This window comes from Parashewanella hymeniacidonis (assembly GCF_016900895.1).
GTDB classification, from domain to species: Bacteria; Pseudomonadota; Gammaproteobacteria; order Enterobacterales; family Shewanellaceae; genus Parashewanella; species Parashewanella hymeniacidonis.
In genome coordinates this window covers 1-17,788 of the sequence record NZ_JAFEUN010000002.1, presented here as the reverse complement: position 1 = coordinate 17,788, position 17,788 = coordinate 1, and the positions used below count along the sequence as shown (strand labels likewise).

Genomic DNA, 17,788 nt, shown 5'->3' with positions numbered 1-17,788 from the left:
ATCAAAATAACACGAACAACCAAAAAGAGTAACTTAAAGCAGATAATATTGTTGAGATCACAACGGCATTGGCTGTTTTAGTTTCTTGCGCATCAAGCTCTTTTGCAACGAAAAAGGCATTCACGCCTACTGGCGCTGCCGCAAGTAATACGACCACTTGCAATGCGACATCAGATAGATCAAATACATATCTTCCAAGTGTGTAAACCATTGCAGGTAAGACAATGACTTTGATTACAGATAAAATGGATGCTTCTCTCAAACTCCCTTTCAACTGCAAATGAAATAAATTAGCCCCAAGAACAAAGATAGCCCCAGCGATTGCCGGCTCTGAAAGCAGTTTTACGCTTACCATTAAAATATCAGGAATGGGTAAGTGCAAGAGATTCACAATAAGCCCAATGGTCAGGCTTGAAATAACAGGGTTAATCAAAACCGTCTTAACTGTCTTCTTGATGGCTTTAATGTCTCCAGCTAACAGGTACGTCAGCGTGAACAACATAACACTATGAAATGTAATAATAATAAAGACTAAATCAACACTCGACTTACCAACTGCATAAATGACTATCGGAAGCCCTATGAGGATAGTGTTTGAATAGGTGGCAGTCAAAGCCATGACAGCAGCTTGTTTAAGGCTCTGTCGTTTACATCTATACGTGAAGGCAACTGCGACAAAAAGTAGTAGTGCTGAAATATAAAAACTTTGCATCACCGAAAGTGATTGCATCACATCAAGCTTGGCTGTTGCCATTCCACTGAAAAGCAAACAAGGGATACACAGATAAAAAATGAATTTTGAAATTGCAGCGATCTGCTCTTTAGAGAAAAAAGCTTTTCTTGACGAATAGTATCCAACAAATAACACCAGCAAAATGGGTGTAAGGACATTAAAAATAATCATGAATTCCAGCGATGTTTAAACATAAATCAGCTAAACAAAAAGGCAGACTACAAGCCTGCCCTTCATTAAAATCAGCCTACTTAAAATGGCTTGTTCTTTTCAGCTAAGCGATTGAATACTGCGTTCACTGACATAGAAACACCTTTAGCCAGTTTGTCAGATAGCTTTTTCTTTGTTTGGTACTGAACTTTATACACAGTACCTTTTTGAGCCAGCTTCATTAATAAGTCATCACTGGTACCGATTACATCTACTAACCCTAAATCAATAGCCTGTTGTCCATACCAGTGCTCACCCGTAGCCACTTTATCAAGCTCCAACTGTGGACGATACTTACTTACGAAGTCTTTGAACAATACGTGAGTTTCTTCAAGCTCTTCTTGGAACTTTTGACGACCTTCATCCGTGTTTTCACCGAACACCGTTAAAGTGCGTTTAAAGTCACCTGCCGTATGTTGTTCATAGTCAATATCATGCTTTTTCAGTAGACGACTAAAGTTAGGCAGCTGAGCGACAACACCAATAGAGCCAATGATCGAAAATGGTGCAGCATGAATTTCATCCGCCACACAAGCCATCATATAACCGCCACTTGCAGCGACTTTATCTACACACACTGTGAGCTTAACTCCAGCTTGGCGAATACGATCAAGTTGACTTGAAGCCAAGCCATACCCGTGCACCATTCCACCGCCACTCTCGACAGTAACCACAACCTCATCAGTTTTATCTGCTATAGCAAGAATAGCGGTTACTTCTTCTCTTAGAGAGCTCACTTCATGGGCATCAATACTTCCTTTAAAGTGAATAACAAAGGTTTTAGGCTCAGTCTTATCTTCAGCTTTTTCTTTCGCTTTCTTTTCTGCTTTTAACGATTTTTCGTAAGCTTTATATTCTTTTTTACTTAAGAATTCATGTTTTAAGTGATGTACAAGCTCTTTAAACTCTTCAGATAAGTTAGTTATCTTGAGTTCACCTCTTTCAGGCTTATGCTTTGCTGTCGATGTAACAACAATAATAATGGCAATTAAAGCCACAACTAATGTCACCGCTTTTGCGAAAAATAAACCATATTCAAATAAAAATTCCAAAAGAGCTCCGTAAATTATTTCAGTTAATAAATTAAAACGACAAATAAGGGTAATTTTGAAGAGGAAATGCCAAAAAGGCAATACAAAGAAAAAATGGCGTAAATACGCCATTTTTGTCTTTAAGCTTTCAATTGCTTATTCACTTGGGCAAGTTTGAATCAAACCGTCTTTTGCTGTTTCAATTTCAGGTTGACCTTTACCCGCAGACGAGGCAAAAACAGAAGCCATTGCCTGCATATCTTCTGTAACCAACACAGCAGTATCACTGTCTAAACCCGTTGCTGCTGAAGGGTCAATGAACGATGAATGTTGTCCTTTTAAGAATCTGACTGCACCAGAACCTTGCACTGGTGTACCAGCAACAGGTGACGCACACGGAATTCCTAATGCATCAATTAACGGTTCTGTACCTGCAATAGGGTAGCCTTGAAGTGGTAAAACCTCGCCTCCTCCGATTGGCAGTCCATTAAATCGATTAGGCAGAACTTGATCTGATGGATTTGAGCCACCTTGATCTTTATCACCAACAATTTCAACCAAATGAACAGACACATGTTTATTTACATCTTCAGAAGAATTTAAATCTTTAATGATAGTGGCAAAGTTTACAGGATCAATCGCATCAATTGCGGTTTGAACTGCAAACCCAAATGGAGGAATAAACTGTTGATATACTTTCCTAACAACTTGAGCATATCCTTGAGGGTTATCATTCGGATCGATTCCTTGGGCTTTAGCTGCGGCTTTAGCTTGTGCTTGGAAAATCGGAGTTTCCGTTATCGACTTAAACAAAGCTGGACCGAAGTTTGCCGAACCAGCAAAGGCTCCTGCTAAGGAGCCTGCAGGCGACATAAGAGACACACCTTTAATTTGGTATGGATTTTGAGCCACTGGCTGCCCACTAGCATCAACAAAGCCACTATTTGCTAAAGCGGTGAAACTAGTAGAAATCATTGCACCTAAACTCAAACCAGCAACGGTCACCTGATCGGTATTAAACACACCTTCTTTTAGCAAACCAGCGTCAGCTTTAGCATACCATTCTGGATTCGCTGTGAGTAAGTTCTTAGAGATTTCAGGAATTAATAGCCTTAATGCTATCTGATCCATTGCCGCTTGACGGAAGTTTGAACGAATGGTCAATGGGCTCTGAATCCTAACAAAGTTGAGTACATCACCTTTTGCATAAGTTGCTAGATTTAAACCCAAACGACCCAGTGAATCATCACCTTCTGTAGCTGTAACATCATACGGGCCAGAATCTGCAACTCTAAAAGAACGTTCACCATGTAGCGGCATATCAATTGATATAGTCGCTACAGGGGTTTTATCTTGAACTTGTAGTCCTTGTAACTTTAGGAGACCTGCTAAGGAAGCTGGGAAATTAGCTGCAAAAGTGCCTGCATAGGCTAAACTCGTTTGTCTTACTGTGCCTATACCATGCATACCAATAGATACTTGATACCCTGTATCAGGTATCTCATACCTTAAAGGATTATCTGGTTCTCCATTATCAATTGGGTTATTGATATCTCTAGGAATAGTAATTTGAACATCAACGGTTTCATAAACAGGCACTACTATTCCTTCTGCATTGAGTTTAGTTTGCAATGCAGGTAACGGATTATAACGAGTTAATAGCTTGTATGGGTCAACAGGAGAACCATCTGGTAGGGTAAAATGTCTACCAACCAATAAGCTTGGATTACTCAGTGCATCTTGTGGGTTTACCCCTTGATCGCTAGCTTGCTTTAAAAAATCAGCTTGAGGTAGCGTACCTGATTGAACAGCTGAAAGAACTGCTAATGGGCTATCTCCAGCAGCTTTCCAACGTCCGTCTATATCAAATGTTTTGCCATCTGCTTTTAAACACTTAGTAGAAGAACATGCGCTGTAGATTGGCAATTTAATTTTTGCATGGTACAACAAAGCATCGCTTAGTATTTGATATTGAATACTATCTTCAGAATCGGGCCCAAGATTTACAATATCAGCTGCACTTTTTTGCTTACCATTTTCGTCTAATACAGGCTCAACGTATTTCGGTGTGGTTCCGTCTAAGGTACCGAGTTGTACTAACTGAGGAGCATAAAGTCCAAACTTAGTGTCATCTCGATGACCATTTGGGAAACCCTGAGCATAATCAGCAGCCATTTTGGCCTTTGCTATATCCAACACATTAGAAATTGATTGTGTGGTAAACATACTTGAGTAAATCACCGTTTGAGGATCTACACCATTGTTTTCAAGGCCTTCGTCATAACTATGAACCGCCGCCTGCAAAGCTTGTTGATCCGGTGAAGGTAAACTTGCATCTGATTTTAGGACGTTAAATGTTGCTGAAGCAGCAATGGGTCTGTCATAAGTATCTAATACTTTATTGGTGATAGCGTATAAATAAGATTGGTTCTGCTTAAGAGGTTTTAAAGGAACAATAACAATCTGATTACCAACAACTTGCGTAGTAAAATCTACCCCATATTTTAGTTCTTGTTCTACTCGGCAAATTAACAGTGAATCATTTGGGTTTGTAGTTGCACACTGTTTGTCAAAAGCAAGTGGACCTCGCTTCTGAACCGCAAATAACCTTACTGTCCCATCTTGAGTGACAGATTGAGGCAGAATACCTAAATCTGTTACGGGATTCTGCTGACTATCATATTTAGGAAAGTTAACAGGGATCGTAATCGACTCTGTTGTAGACCAACCATCAAGCGCACCAATAGAAAAATTAGGATCCGTTAAGTTTTCCGGAGTTTTATCAGGAATACTTAAACTGCCGTCTTTTGTGCCACTAAATAAGATATCACTTGGTAATGGAATTGCCGTGTCTGTCGCACTTGGATCAGGCTGAAATGCTAAATGTGCTTGTGGGACTGTTGGCACTGCATCGTCTTTATGATCATTTGAACTTTTACCGCCACAAGCGGTCAGACCTAACGTCGACGCAATTACCACGCTCAATAAGAGTCTTTTCATCTTTTTTTCCTCAAATCTTGTTGGAACGATTTTGTTTTCCCCAAAAACAAGTCATAATACGTAAATGTAAATATTGTGACTGAATAGAACATTTAAATGTCCTTTTATGATCCACAACTTAACCTATAAATGTGATCTAAGCCATAAATTTGTGATTCATAATTAATCAAGGTTAGTCAATTATTAAGTCAACCGTTTAAAACGCTAGCATCCGTTTCCCTAAAGCGTACAATAGACGGGCATTTATAAAATTTGGAGGTAATAGCTCATGTTAGAGTTTGAAGCGGAAAAAAATTGCTTAGCAGGCAAAACGATTTTAGTTACTGGAGCAGGAGCAGGTATCGGTAAAGTCGCCGCTTTAAAATACGCAGAGTATGGGGCTACAGTAATTTTACTAGGCAAAACAGTAAAAAAGCTTGAAGCAACTTATGATGCTATCGAACAAGCAGGTTACCCAAAACCAGCCATTATCCCTCTCGATATGAAGGGTGCGACAGAGCAAAACTATAAAGATATGGCTGACACTATCGAGCAACAATTCAGTAAGCTTGATGGTTTACTCCATAACGCCAGTGTCCTTGGTGTGCTTGGTCCTTTCGAACACATTGATATCGATTCTTTGCAAGATATCATGAAGGTAAATGTCACCTCACAAGTTATGATGACTAAAGCACTACTGCCTGTTATTCGCAAAGCTGAATCGGCTTCGATTGCGTTTACTTCAAGTGGTGTAGGTCGTACAGGAAGAGCTTACTGGGGCCCTTACGCAATATCGAAATTCGCAACTGAAGGCATGATGGAAGTACTGGCTGACGAATGCGATGGTACTCAAGTTAGAGTTAATTCAATTAACCCAGGTGCTACACGTACGGAAATGCGTGCCAAGGCTTATCCTGGGGAAGACCCATTAACGCTAAAAACACCTGAAGATTTAATGCCAACTTATCTATATGTAATGGCTGATATTTCAGTTAATGTAAATGGTCAAAAATTAAACGCCCAATAAGCCATTATTATCAATAAAAGGAGCAATTAAGCTCCTTTTATTGATAATAATTAATCTATCGTTAATCTAGAATTAATCTCTTTTGCGCGTATTCTTAGCTTTTGATTTAGAAACAACTTTATTTTTTCTAACCGCTCTTCTGATTTTTGCACTTTTCACTTTATTACGTGATTGGCTGTGCTTATCAGTACCTAAGAAAGTACGATTCTCAAGTTCTAAACCTGCAAGTTGACGCAAATAGTTGACCTGTTCTAATGGCAACTCAACCCAACCGCCTCTTGGCAATGTTTTTGGTAATTCAACCATACCGTAACGAACACGAATAAGACGGCTGACTTGAACCTCTTGAGACTCCCATAAACGTCTAACTTCACGATTACGGCCTTCTTTAAGCGTTACATGCCACCAAGTATTAATGCCTTCACCACCTGCTGCTTTGATTTTGTCAAAACTAGCAAGACCATCTTCCAGCATGACGCCAGTACGAAGCTTTTGAATATTACCGTCTGTGACTTCACCAAAAGTTCTAACCGCATACTCACGTTCAACCTCGTTTGATGGATGCATCAAGCGGTTTGCTAAATCACCGTCAGAAGTAAACAGCAATAAACCAGAGGTATTAATATCTAATCGGCCTACCGCAACCCAACGTCCATCACGAACTTTTGGCAAACGGTCAAACACGGTTGGACGTCCTTCCGGATCTTTGCGACTACAAATTTCACCTTCAGGTTTATGATAAGCCAACACACGACAAACGACGTCTTCAGCGGACTTCAACGATACTAAACGACCATCAAGACGGACTTGGGCTTGAGCCTCGACTCTATCACCGATGGTTGCAATTTCTCCGTCTATACTAACTCGACCTGCAGCAATCCATGCCTCCATCTCACGACGGGAGCCATGACCTGCACGGGCCAAGACTTTCTGCAATTTTTCACTCATTAGTAGACTCTTTTATAGTTTCTAGCGTTGTTTGTGTATTACCAAACAATGCCTGTAATGCTTCAGGATCAGATAGTGGAGGTAACTCTGTCAAACTATTGAGTCCGAAATAACTTAAAAACGCCTTTGTTGTCACATAAAGCGCAGGTCTTCCAGGAACTTCTTTATGACCGATAACTTTAATCCAGTCTCTATCTGTAAGTGTTTTTATTATGTGACTACTCACAGCCACCCCTCTAACTAACTCGATATCCCCCCGAGTCACAGGTTGCTGATACGCAATAACCGATAATGTTTCAAGCGTTGCCCGAGAATATTTCGGTGCCTTTTCTTGCCATAGAGTCTGCAATAAAGGACTTAAAAATTCAGCAGTTTGAAATCGATAACCACCGGCGACATTCACTAACTGAATACCTCGCTCTTGATAATCAATTTCCAGTTCTTCGATAGTTTTCAGCACCGTCTGCCGTGATACATCATAATCTGCCAGAACAGATTCTTTCAATTGCGAGATGGATTGAGGCTTTCCTGCGATAAATAAGCTTGCTTCGATAAGTTGTTTCAATTGCAGAGCATTTATTTTCATCAATTAGCCTTAACATAAATGATTGAAAGTGGCTCGGCTTGTACTAACTCAACAAGCATTTCTTTCACTAGTTCCATTAGAGCAAGAAAACTCACAACAACACCCGCTTTTCCTTCTTCAACAGCAAATAACTCCTGAAACGGTGTGTAAGAATCTGCATTTAGTTTTTCTAAAATTTGCACCATGCGTTCTCGTGTCGAAAGCACTTCCTTCTGAACATGATGATGTTCATAGGCTTCAACACGTTGTAAAACAGCAGTAAACGCTTGGGCTAGTTCAGCCAGTGAAACATCAGGAGGTACAATTTCAGTTTTAGCCTCACCTGCTACACTCACTTGTCCAACATGAAAATCACGCTCTAATCGAGGTAAATTATCAATGTCAGCAGAAGCATTTTTAATTGTTTCATACGCTTTTAACTGACGAATCAACAATGCCCTTGGATCTTCCTCGCTATCACCTTCCAATTCAGGTTTAGGGAGCAACAACCGAGACTTGATTTCGGCCAATGTTGCCGCCATCACCAAATAATCAGCTGCAAGCTCTATTCGAGCATCTGTAAGCATTTCAATATATTCAAGATATTGAGAGGTTATTTGATGAATAGATAGATCCACAACATCTAACTTCTGTTTGCGGATCAAATATAAAAGAAGATCGAGAGGTCCTTCAAATGCTTCGAGAAATACTTCTAATGCTTCTGGCGGAATGTACAAATCCGCAGGAATATCACTGTAAGCCTGACCCCGAACAACTGCTAGCGGTAAACTTTGCTGAGCAACTTGCATTAGAGCCTTTCTCCTCTTCGAAATTCCAGCCGACGATTATAAACAAGTTCATTACTCAAAGATAGACGTATCGCCAGCACCTTCGCGGACGATATCAAAGCTTCCTTCAGACATATCAACCACTGTTGTTGGGTTTTCACCCAAATAGCCACCATGAATAATTAAGTCAACTTGATGCTCTAATAAATCGCGCACTTCTTCAGGATCTGATTCTGCGTATTCAGCATTCGGCATAACCAGACTGGTTGACATTAATGGTGCTTCCAGCTCTTCCAACAGTGCCAATGCAATAATGTTTTGAGGCACACGAATACCGATGGTCTTCTTTTTAGTTGATTGCAGTCTTTTAGGTACTTCTTTCGTCGCTTTAAAAATAAAAGTGTAAGGTCCAGGAGTACAAGATTTAAGTAGGCGGTATGCTTGGTTATCAACTCGAGCGTATGTCGCTAACTCTGATAAATCACGACACATCAATGAAAAATGATGATCGTGCTCAATTCTACGAATGCGAGTAATTTGAGTCATGGCATTTTTATCGCCAATCAAACAACCCAATGCATAACCCGAATCAGTGGGATATACGATAACACCACCCTGCTTCAAAATATTGACCGCTTGGCTGATTAGTCTCGCTTGAGGATTTTCCTCGTGAACATAAAAAAACTGGCTCATTGTAGGGGTTCTGCCTTAATTTCTTTTTTCCAATTCTGTGATTCCCAAACCCAGTTGACGCCTTTAGGTCTAAATAGATTCTTACCTAATTCGAGCCAGCCGCCGGGAAAATGAAAGTCGCTTCCTAATGAAGCGTAGAGCTCATTTTGATGACTTAAAGCAATCAAGTTACTGCGTTCATTAATAGACTGCTGTCCCAGCACGACTTCTATAGCGTCACCATTGGCTTCTTTAAATTCTCGAACCAACTTTTTCAACCATTTTGATGAAAACTTATAACCACTAGGATGTGCCAATACCGCTTGGCCACCAGCCTGATGGATAATAGCAACAGCTTCTGGAATACTTTTCCAATTATTCGGTACATAACCTGTTTTGCCTCGGGTCATGTATTTTTTGAAAACACTATTTCTACACTTAGCATAGTCATTTTTGACTAACCAGCTCGCATAATGACCTCGGCTTAGGGCGGCGCCATTAGCAAAAGACTTTGCACCTTCATAAGCTCCGATTACACCAGCCTTTTCGAGTCGTCGTCCAATTTCCGCGGCACGTTCTTCACGAAGTACTCTTTGTGTCTTTAAATACTCGTCTAGTTGTGGGTTTTCAATATCAACATTTAACCCAACGACGTGAATGTCGTGACTTTCCCATCGGCAAGAGATTTCTACACCATTAATCAGAGTTAAAGGTGTGTCTTTTTTATTATTGTATTCATGAGCCTCAAACAAGCCCTGAACGGTATCGTGATCGGTGATCGCCAACACATCAACATTTCTAGTTAATGCTCTATCAATAATTTCAGAAGGGGTAAGTTGTCCATCCGAAGCAGTTGTATGGCAATGGAGATCGATTAAAGTGGATTCTTCATTCATGTGAGTATTGTAACTGAATTAAAATTAAAAAGGGCAACTTCAGCTGATCCCAAAGATATATACCATTATGATACCTGAAGATGCTCGATTTCAGCGAGAATGCATTTTCAGGTATCATGGGTATAAGTAAACCAAAACAACGAATAGAGACTGTAGATAGAAAACAGCCCCAAATGATCTAAATTTCGATTATTCTTTTTACTGCCTTTCATCATTGATGTTTGTTTATAACTACTGCTTGACATTTTTACTAAACTGATGTCTTCTATATAGCAATATTTTTGAGTACAAATGGCTAATTAAATAAAAATGAAATTACGCAGCACATTCCAAAACATCAACTGGTGGTGGTACTTCCCTCTTTCGCGGGTGGTGTGAAGCTATGTACTCAAAATAAAATGAGACAGATTCAACAAAAAAGCCCGCATGATGCGGGCTTTTTTGTTGCCTGAAAAGAATTCATTAGTTAGCAAGTCTAGGGTCTGCTTATCTTTCAGGATTAAATTTTGTGCTATTTGAGCATTTATCTGTTCAAGGCGTGAGCAGTGAAGCTTAGTCATCTAAGTGAGCTGGGCACAACACAGAACAATGAATGCTCAATAGCATCGAAGACAGCGTAAATTGGTCATTTCTACTACGTTAGAGCTTGATTATTTGGAATAACCAAATTATCGCTGCAAAAACAATCACGAAAGATAAACAGACCCTAATTGATATTAAAAATCAAACGGCGTAGGAAGAAAGGTAATGGGACAAATATCAGCAGTATCAACTTCGAAAACGAGTATTCGTTATTTCGATGATCCGCTCAGTCTTTATCGAAAGCTAACTCAAAACAGCCAACATACTATGCTGCTTGAGTCTGCCGAAGTTGAAAGTAAAGATCATTTACAGAGCATTTTAATTACTCACAGCGCATTACAAATTCAATGTGCAAGTAACCAACTCACTTTCACAGCCCTGACAAAAAATGGTAAAGCACTGTTTAACACCATTGAACTGTATTTTACTAACGAGCAAGTTGATACCAGTGAAAACACCGTGGTTGTAACCCTGTCAAAGCCTTCAGAGCTTCTTGATGAAGACGAAAAGCTTATGACGACCTCAACACTGGACGGATTAAGAGCGCTCGTTTCTACCTTAAAAGATACTGAAAACAATCAACCCATCTTCTTAGGTGGTGTTATGGCTTTCGACTTAATCGAAACCGTTGAGCCATTGCCGAAAGTGAAAGAAGGTGAAAATGATTGTCCAGACTATTTATTCTATGTTGCCGAAACCTTAATCAATATCGACCACACCTCAAATACAGCAACGTTAACATCGTATCAATTTGATTCAGAGATCGAGACACAATCCTTATTAGCCAAACAATCGATTGATATTATTGAACTAGCTGAAATAACAGAATTCAAAAAGCAACCATTCAACCCAGTAGATGCTGAAGTATCAGTCAATATCTCTGATGACGATTACAAATCCAAAGTTGTGGATCTTAAAGAGCACATCATCGCTGGCGATATCTTTCAAGTCGTTCCATCTCGCTGTTTTAGTTTACCTTGCCCAAACACGATTGGTGCATACCGTAAACTAAAAGAAACCAACCCTAGCCCTTACATGTTTTATTTCAATGGTCCTGATTTCACTTTATTCGGTGCTTCACCAGAAAGCGCATTGAAATATGATGCAACAACCAACCAAGTTGAGATTTACCCCATTGCTGGAACTCGTAAACGTGGCAAAAAAGCCAATGGGGAAATCGACCAAGATTTAGATGGTCGCATTGAGCTTGAATTTCGCTTAGATAAAAAAGAACTTTCAGAGCACTTAATGCTCGTCGACTTAGCCCGTAACGATGTGGCACGTATCAGCCAAAGTGGTACTCGCAAAGTGGCTGAATTATTAAAAGTAGATCGTTATTCTCATGTGATGCACCTTGTCAGTCGAGTAACAGGCCAATTGCGTGAACCACTTGATGCACTCCACGCTTATCAAGCATGCATGAATATGGGCACATTAACAGGCGCACCTAAAGTGCGTGCCGCACAATTACTGCGTGAAGCAGAAGGTGAACGCAGAGGCAGCTACGGCGGTGCCGTTGGTTACATTAATTCAAAAGGCGATATGGATACCTGCATTGTCATCCGCTCGGCCTACGTGAAAAACGGGGTTGCTCACATTCAAGCAGGTGCTGGTGTCGTGTTTGACTCTGACCCACAAGCTGAAGCCGACGAAACTCGTCACAAGTCACAAGCGGTTATTTCTGCAATCAAATTAGGAGGCGGACAATGAAACTGTACCTTTTAGATAACTTCGACTCCTTTACTTATAACTTGGTCGACCAATTTCGCAGCTTGGACTTTGAAGTCGTCATTTATCGCAACAATATTGATGCAACGTTTTTAGCCGATAAACTATTGTCGGAAGACAACACGGCATTAGTGCTATCTCCAGGTCCTGGGGCACCGCATCAAGCAGGTTGTATGATGGAATTAATTTCATTGGTAGCAGGCCAAGTACCGATTCTTGGAATTTGTTTAGGCCATCAAGCTTTGGTTGAGCATTATGGTGGTACAGTTGACCGTGCTCCTACTGTTGTACATGGCAAGGCCAGTCCAATTTCACATACAAAACATCGTATTTTTGGTCAATTACCGTCACCGTTACCAGTGGGACGCTATCACAGCTTAGTGGCAACTGAAGTACCAGAAGAATTAGACGTTGTGGCAATTACAGACTCATTACCTATGGCTGTTGTTCATAAACAGCACAAATCAGTGGGCTTTCAATTTCATCCAGAATCAATATTGACCACACTCGGCAGTGAACTCTTGATCCAATCAATTCGTTACCTAACAGATAGCTCTGACCTTGAGGATCAAAATCATGCCTGAGCAATTACAACAACTCTTTGAAAAAATCTATCAAGGCATTTCACTCACACGAGACGAAATGAGCCAAATTTTTTCAGCCATCATTTCAGGCCAAATTGATGAAGTTTCTCTTGCAGGAATGCTAACAGCACTTAAAGTCAAAGGTGAAACGGTTGCTGAAATCTGCGGTGCAGCCGATGCATCCCTAGCAGTAGCTAAACCATTTCCATATCGAAGTACTGATTTTGGTAACAGTGGCATCGTCGATTTAGTCGGTACTGGCGGTGACGGCTTCAACACCATTAATATTTCAACCACTTCAACGTTTGTTGCCGCAGCAGCGGGTTGTAAAGTGGCAAAACATGGTAGCCGCAGCGTATCGAGTAAATCAGGCGCATCTGATGTGTTATCTCATTTAGGCGTAGACTTAACAATGGCGCCAGCATTAGCCAGTCAAAGTCTCGCAGAGAATGGCATCTGCTTCTTATTCGCACCACACTACCACAGTGGTTTCAAACATGCAGTACCTGTAAGACAAGCACTGAAAACTCGAACTATTTTTAATATTTTAGGGCCATTGGTTAACCCTGCTAGGCCATCATTCATGTTACTCGGCGTCTATTCTCCAAAATTAGTACAACCCATAGCCTCTGTTTTGAAAGAAATGGGCGTTAAACGCGCACTTGTTGTTCATGGCAGTGGCATGGATGAAATTGCGGTACATGGTGACACTCAAATCACAGAGCTGAAAGAAGGTGAACTCCGCCATTACACTCTGTCCCCTGCTGATTTTGGGATCAGCACCCATTCAGCAGACGACTTAGTTGGTGGCACCCCTGCCGACAATGCTGAAGCGACCCGCAACATTTTGTCAGGACAAGGTAAACCCGCTCATATCGATGCGGTTGCCGTTAATGCTGGCGCCGCCATTTATTTAAGCGGCTTAGCGGATTCACTAAAAGTAGCGACTTCGATAGCGAAAGAAATCATGAACTCAGGTAAAGGGTTAGAAAAATTTAAACAACTTGCAGCAATTGGAGAGGTGAAGTAAATGCAAGATATTTTAAAGCGCATTGTTGCAACTAAAGACGAACATATTGCTCAGTTAAAAGAACGTTTTCCAGAAACGGGCTTAAACCCGAAAGTTTCGAAAAGAAGTTTGTACCAAACACTAAAGCAACCTAATGCTAGTTTTATTCTTGAATGCAAAAAAGCCAGCCCATCAAAGGGCTTAATCCGTGAAGACTTTGATTTAGGCGCTATCTCCAGTGTTTATCGCAAATACGCCTCAGCGGTTTCAGTATTAACGGATGAGCAATTTTTTCAAGGTAGTTTTGAATACCTAGCTCGTGTAAGAAGCTTGGTCGATCAACCCGTTTTGTGTAAAGATTTTTTTGTCGATGAATATCAAATTAAGCTGGCAGCTCATCAAGGCGCAGATGCGATTTTATTGATGCTATCTGTACTTTCAGATAAGGAGTATCAAACACTGTCAGCAAAGGCTACTGAGTATCAACTCGATATTCTTACTGAAGTATCAAACGATGAAGAATTGAATAGAGCCATTGAGCTAAATGCACAAATTATTGGTATTAATAATCGTAATTTGCGAGATTTGACAACTGATTTAGCAACGTCAGAAAAATTAGCACCTCGTATTCCAAGAGACCGAGTCGTGATCAGCGAGTCTGGCATCTACACAAATCAACAAGTAAAGCGTTTAGCACCAATTGTTAATGGTTTCTTAGTGGGCAGCTCATTAATGGCCGAAGCGGATATAGACCTTGCCTGCCGTACATTGATTTTTGGTAATACCAAAGTGTGTGGTATCACTCGAATTGAAGACAGCTCAGCAGTTGCGAATGCAGGTGCGAGCTATGCGGGCTTAATCTTCACACCTAAATCTCCAAGGTGCATTGGCGCTCAGCAAGCGAAAAATATTACAGAGCATCACAAGCTATCTCACTTAGGTTTGCGTTTTGTTGGTGTGTTTGCCGATCAAAACATTGAAGAGATCTCATCGTTAGCCAAAGACCTCGATTTATTTGCGGTTCAGCTTCACGGTAGCGAAACTGAAGACTACATTGACCAGCTTAAACAAGCACTCCAAGCGTTAGGTTCAGACACTGTCATTTGGAAAGCTGTTGCCGTAAGCACAGACAACAATGATGTCGCCCCAGCTCCTTCGAATGCTGACCGAGTATTATTCGATTCAAAATCGAGCGTTAATTTTGGTGGCACCGGTCAGTCTTTCGATTGGCAACGCCAATTAGAGAACAAAACAGCATCATGGCTTGCAGGTGGACTGTCACCTGAAAATGCAGAACAAGCGATGAAACAAAATTTTTACGGATTGGATTTTAACTCTGGCTTAGAAATCAGCCCTGGCGTGAAAGACAAAATCAAAATCCAACAAGTATTTAAAGCATTAAGAAATTACTAAGGCAAAACAATGTCACAGTTTAAGTTAAACCCGTATTTTGGTGAGTTCGGCGGTGCTTTCGTGCCACAAACACTCATGCCAGCACTCAAGCAAATGGAACAAGCGTTCATTGATGCGACAAACGATCCTGAATTTCAAAAAGAGTTCATCGATTTATTACAGAACTATGCAGGACGCCCTACTGCATTAACGCTGACCAAAAATTTCAGTCCAAACCCATTAGTTAAAATTTACCTAAAACGTGAAGATTTACTGCACGGTGGCGCCCATAAAACTAACCAAGTGTTGGGACAAGCATTATTAGCAAAACGCATGGGCAAAAATGAAATCATTGCTGAAACTGGTGCCGGACAACACGGTGTGGCAACTGCCCTAGCCTGTGCCCTGCTTGGCATGAAATGCCGTGTTTACATGGGTGCAAAAGATGTTGAACGTCAATCACCAAACGTATTTCGCATGAAGCTGATGGGCGCAGCAGTCATTCCAGTAACATCAGGGGCAGCAACCTTAAAAGATGCCTGTAACGAAGCCATGCGTGACTTCACAGGTAATTACGATTCTGCACACTATTTACTTGGCACAGCGGCTGGTCCTCACCCATACCCAACCATTGTGCGTGAATTCCAAAAAATGATTGGTGAAGAAACTAAACAGCAATTAAAAGAACGTGAAGGACGCCTACCCGACGCTGTTATCGCCTGTATTGGTGGAGGCTCAAATGCTATTGGTATGTTCACCGACTTTATTGATGAAAAAGACGTGCAATTAATTGGTGTTGAACCAGCAGGAAAAGGCATCGACACTCATCAACATGGTGCACCGCTTACTGAAGGTAAAACCGGTATTTTCTTCGGTATGAAGTCACCACTTATGCAAGATAAACATGGTCAAATAGAAGAGTCATACTCTATCTCTGCGGGGTTAGACTTCCCGTCGGTTGGGCCACAGCATGCTCACTTACATACTTCTGGCCGAGGTACTTATGTATCCATCACCGATGACGAAGCACTTGAAGCCTTCCAACTTCTTGCCCGCTCTGAGGGGATTATTCCTGCATTGGAATCATCTCACGCATTAGCTTACGCACATAAAATGGCGAAAGAAGCGACTGAGGAAGCATTGCTTGTGGTCAACTTATCAGGCCGTGGTGACAAAGACATTTTCTCTGTTTCTGAAATCTTAAATGGAGAGGCATAATAAATGACCATTTCAACACGCTATCATGATGCTTTTTCACGTTTAGCTGCAAAAAAGCAAGCCGCCTTTGTGCCATTCGTTACGGTTGGCGATCCCGATCTTAAGCAATCAAAAGCCATCATCAAAACACTTATTGATAATGGTGCTGACGCATTAGAACTGGGTTTGCCATTTTCTGATCCGCTGGCTGACGGCCCAGTAATTCAAGGTGCGAACCTTCGAGCTTTGAATGCTGGCGTAACGCCTGATGCTTGTTTTCAGTTAATTTCTGAAGTTCGAGCAGAATATCCAGATACGCCAATCGGTCTATTACTTTATGCCAACTTGGTTTACAGCAATGGCATTGATACTTTCTATCAAAAAGCCAAGGCCGCTGGTGTTGATTCAGTGTTAATCGCCGATGTTCCAGTTGAAGAATCTGCGCCATTTAGAACCAGTGCAAAGCTTCATGGAATTGCGCCCATTTTTATTGCGCCACCAAATGGTACTGAAGAAACTCTGGCGAAAGTGAGTGAATACGGCGAAGGTTATACTTATTTATTATCTCGTGCTGGCGTGACTGGCACAGAGAATAAAGCAGGCACACCACTTGACCATATTCTAAAATCGTTAAAAGAACATAATGCCCCACCAGCGGTATTGGGGTTTGGTATTTCTCAACCTGATCAAGTTCGCAGCGCAGTTGCATCTGGTGTTGCTGGCGTAATTTCTGGTTCAGCGACGGTGAAGTTGATTGAGAAAAATCTTGATAATAATGAGGCGATGTTGAAGAATTTAGCTGAGTTTGTGTTTGAGATGAAAGCTGCAACTCAAAAGTGATTTTGTGAAGTCATCAGGTTTAGGCCTGATGACTCTTTTATTAAAATGTGACGATAATTCAAAATCACAAGGAAATATTATGCTAATAAATGAAGTGAACAATTAGACGAGTTTTAAGTTTTTTTGCCAGATATTAAGTGAACCATTTGTGTACTGCCCAGAATCAAGGTTTAGAATACTATCAGCAACAGCTGACAAACTAACTGAGCTCAGAGTACAGCCAAATGGTAATTTTCTGTATTGTTCGGAACCCATCAAACTTGGGTAACAAATTAAGAGGATAAATCTGAGGAGAAAAGCTTTATTTTTGAGATAATAAGTCGACCAAGACAACTATCAAAATAAAATGGCGATTCTAAACAAAACACCTCTCAACTCCTCAGACAAGCATGATCTTCTCTTAAAAACGCTTTCATGCCAAGCTCATGGTGACATTTCTTTATTAGCTGAAGAGTTTAATGTCTCTCGTAAAGCGGTTTACACCGCTAAAGCTTGTGCGAACAAGGCCATCCAACAAGTTGTTATCCCTGATAACACCCCCGATGTTATTACCACCGCCCATGTTGATGCCGCACACCTTCGTCGTGCAATTGTCGCCCTCTCAATA

At 40.9% G+C, this 17,788-nt stretch carries 16 protein-coding genes; 8 read left to right on the top strand and 8 right to left on the bottom strand.

Features of this window, described 5'->3' with window-relative positions:
* Position 1 precedes the first annotated feature (1 nt).
* The 3 genes from JQC92_RS00675 to JQC92_RS00665 form a co-directional block, all read right to left on the bottom strand.
* The gene (locus JQC92_RS00675; protein WP_204997828.1) at positions 2-904 is read right to left on the bottom strand and encodes an AEC family transporter; all 903 of its coding nucleotides are present in this window, start codon (positions 902-904) and stop codon (positions 2-4) included.
* Between the two features lie 80 nt (positions 905-984).
* On the bottom strand, positions 985-1,995 hold the full coding sequence (gene sohB, locus JQC92_RS00670) for a protease SohB (RefSeq protein WP_204997827.1): 1,011 nt from the start codon (positions 1,993-1,995) through the stop codon (positions 985-987).
* Positions 1,996-2,130: 135 nt separating this feature from the next.
* The gene (locus JQC92_RS00665; RefSeq protein ID WP_204997826.1) at positions 2,131-4,974 is read right to left on the bottom strand and encodes a VolA/Pla-1 family phospholipase; all 2,844 of its coding nucleotides are present in this window, start codon (positions 4,972-4,974) and stop codon (positions 2,131-2,133) included.
* Positions 4,975-5,242: 268 nt separating this feature from the next.
* On the opposite strand from JQC92_RS00665, the gene JQC92_RS00660 reads away from it, so the two are divergent.
* A complete protein-coding gene (locus tag JQC92_RS00660) occupies positions 5,243-5,980 on the top strand; it encodes a YciK family oxidoreductase (protein WP_204997825.1) in 738 nt (245 codons plus the stop codon).
* 72 nt (positions 5,981-6,052) lie between these two features.
* Here JQC92_RS00660 and rluB read toward each other — a convergent pair whose 3' ends face one another.
* The 5 genes from rluB to rnm are packed head-to-tail and all read right to left on the bottom strand — an operon-like array spanning position 6,053 to position 9,849.
* A complete protein-coding gene (gene rluB / locus JQC92_RS00655; RefSeq protein ID WP_204997824.1) occupies positions 6,053-6,928 on the bottom strand; it encodes a 23S rRNA pseudouridine(2605) synthase RluB in 876 nt (291 codons plus the stop codon).
* Positions 6,921-7,514 carry an SMC-Scp complex subunit ScpB gene (gene scpB, locus JQC92_RS00650; RefSeq protein WP_204997823.1) on the bottom strand — a complete coding sequence of 198 codons (594 nt, stop codon included), beginning with the start codon at positions 7,512-7,514 and terminating at the stop codon, positions 6,921-6,923. The genes rluB and scpB overlap by 8 nt, the downstream gene beginning before the upstream one ends.
* Positions 7,514-8,302: a segregation and condensation protein A gene (locus JQC92_RS00645; protein ID WP_204997822.1), complete on the bottom strand. Its 789-nt coding sequence runs from the start codon at positions 8,300-8,302 to the stop codon at positions 7,514-7,516. The genes scpB and JQC92_RS00645 overlap by 1 nt, the downstream gene beginning before the upstream one ends.
* A gap of 51 nt (positions 8,303-8,353) precedes the next feature.
* A complete protein-coding gene (locus tag JQC92_RS00640; RefSeq protein ID WP_129947036.1) occupies positions 8,354-8,974 on the bottom strand; it encodes an L-threonylcarbamoyladenylate synthase in 621 nt (206 codons plus the stop codon).
* Complete coding sequence (gene rnm / locus JQC92_RS00635) at positions 8,971-9,849, bottom strand: RNase RNM (RefSeq protein WP_204997821.1); 879 nt, start codon at positions 9,847-9,849, stop codon at positions 8,971-8,973. Before rnm ends, JQC92_RS00640 begins: the two co-directional genes overlap by 4 nt.
* A 747-nt stretch (positions 9,850-10,596) precedes the next feature.
* Here rnm and JQC92_RS00630 point away from each other — a divergent pair.
* The 7 genes from JQC92_RS00630 to JQC92_RS00600 all read left to right on the top strand — a co-directional run.
* On the top strand, positions 10,597-12,141 hold the full coding sequence (locus JQC92_RS00630; protein WP_204997820.1) for an anthranilate synthase component 1: 1,545 nt from the start codon (positions 10,597-10,599) through the stop codon (positions 12,139-12,141).
* Positions 12,138-12,743 carry an aminodeoxychorismate/anthranilate synthase component II gene (locus JQC92_RS00625; protein ID WP_204997819.1) on the top strand — a complete coding sequence of 202 codons (606 nt, stop codon included), beginning with the start codon at positions 12,138-12,140 and terminating at the stop codon, positions 12,741-12,743. Before JQC92_RS00630 ends, JQC92_RS00625 begins: the two co-directional genes overlap by 4 nt.
* A complete protein-coding gene (gene trpD / locus JQC92_RS00620) occupies positions 12,733-13,773 on the top strand; it encodes an anthranilate phosphoribosyltransferase (RefSeq protein ID WP_420851282.1) in 1,041 nt (346 codons plus the stop codon). The genes JQC92_RS00625 and trpD overlap by 11 nt, the downstream gene beginning before the upstream one ends.
* Positions 13,774-15,165 (top strand): bifunctional indole-3-glycerol-phosphate synthase TrpC/phosphoribosylanthranilate isomerase TrpF, encoded by a 1,392-nt coding sequence (trpCF, locus tag JQC92_RS00615; protein WP_204997817.1) that lies wholly within the window; start codon positions 13,774-13,776, stop codon positions 15,163-15,165. It begins immediately after the preceding gene.
* Positions 15,166-15,174: 9 nt separating this feature from the next.
* Positions 15,175-16,362 carry a tryptophan synthase subunit beta gene (trpB, locus tag JQC92_RS00610; protein ID WP_204997816.1) on the top strand — a complete coding sequence of 396 codons (1,188 nt, stop codon included), beginning with the start codon at positions 15,175-15,177 and terminating at the stop codon, positions 16,360-16,362.
* 3 nt (positions 16,363-16,365) lie between these two features.
* Positions 16,366-17,181 (top strand): tryptophan synthase subunit alpha, encoded by an 816-nt coding sequence (gene trpA / locus JQC92_RS00605; protein ID WP_204997815.1) that lies wholly within the window; start codon positions 16,366-16,368, stop codon positions 17,179-17,181.
* A 346-nt stretch (positions 17,182-17,527) separates the two neighbouring features.
* Positions 17,528-17,788: hypothetical protein (locus JQC92_RS00600; protein ID WP_204997814.1), on the top strand; the 261-nt coding region annotated here is incomplete at its 3' end.

Coding starts and splice junctions, on each gene's coding strand:
- JQC92_RS00665 (WP_204997826.1), bottom strand. CDS start 4,974: ATGAAAAGACTCTTATTGAGCGTGGTAATTGCGTCGACGTTAGGTCTG.
- JQC92_RS00675 (WP_204997828.1), bottom strand. CDS start 904: ATGATTATTTTTAATGTCCTTACACCCATTTTGCTGGTGTTATTTGTT.
- rnm (WP_204997821.1), bottom strand. CDS start 9,849: ATGAATGAAGAATCCACTTTAATCGATCTCCATTGCCATACAACTGCT.
- JQC92_RS00640 (WP_129947036.1), bottom strand. CDS start 8,974: ATGAGCCAGTTTTTTTATGTTCACGAGGAAAATCCTCAAGCGAGACTA.
- trpA (WP_204997815.1), top strand. CDS start 16,366: ATGACCATTTCAACACGCTATCATGATGCTTTTTCACGTTTAGCTGCA.
- JQC92_RS00645 (WP_204997822.1), bottom strand. CDS start 8,302: ATGCAAGTTGCTCAGCAAAGTTTACCGCTAGCAGTTGTTCGGGGTCAG.
- trpB (WP_204997816.1), top strand. CDS start 15,175: ATGTCACAGTTTAAGTTAAACCCGTATTTTGGTGAGTTCGGCGGTGCT.
- JQC92_RS00625 (WP_204997819.1), top strand. CDS start 12,138: ATGAAACTGTACCTTTTAGATAACTTCGACTCCTTTACTTATAACTTG.
- JQC92_RS00630 (WP_204997820.1), top strand. CDS start 10,597: ATGGGACAAATATCAGCAGTATCAACTTCGAAAACGAGTATTCGTTAT.
- JQC92_RS00660 (WP_204997825.1), top strand. CDS start 5,243: ATGTTAGAGTTTGAAGCGGAAAAAAATTGCTTAGCAGGCAAAACGATT.
- scpB (WP_204997823.1), bottom strand. CDS start 7,514: ATGAAAATAAATGCTCTGCAATTGAAACAACTTATCGAAGCAAGCTTA.
- trpCF (WP_204997817.1), top strand. CDS start 13,774: ATGCAAGATATTTTAAAGCGCATTGTTGCAACTAAAGACGAACATATT.
- rluB (WP_204997824.1), bottom strand. CDS start 6,928: ATGAGTGAAAAATTGCAGAAAGTCTTGGCCCGTGCAGGTCATGGCTCC.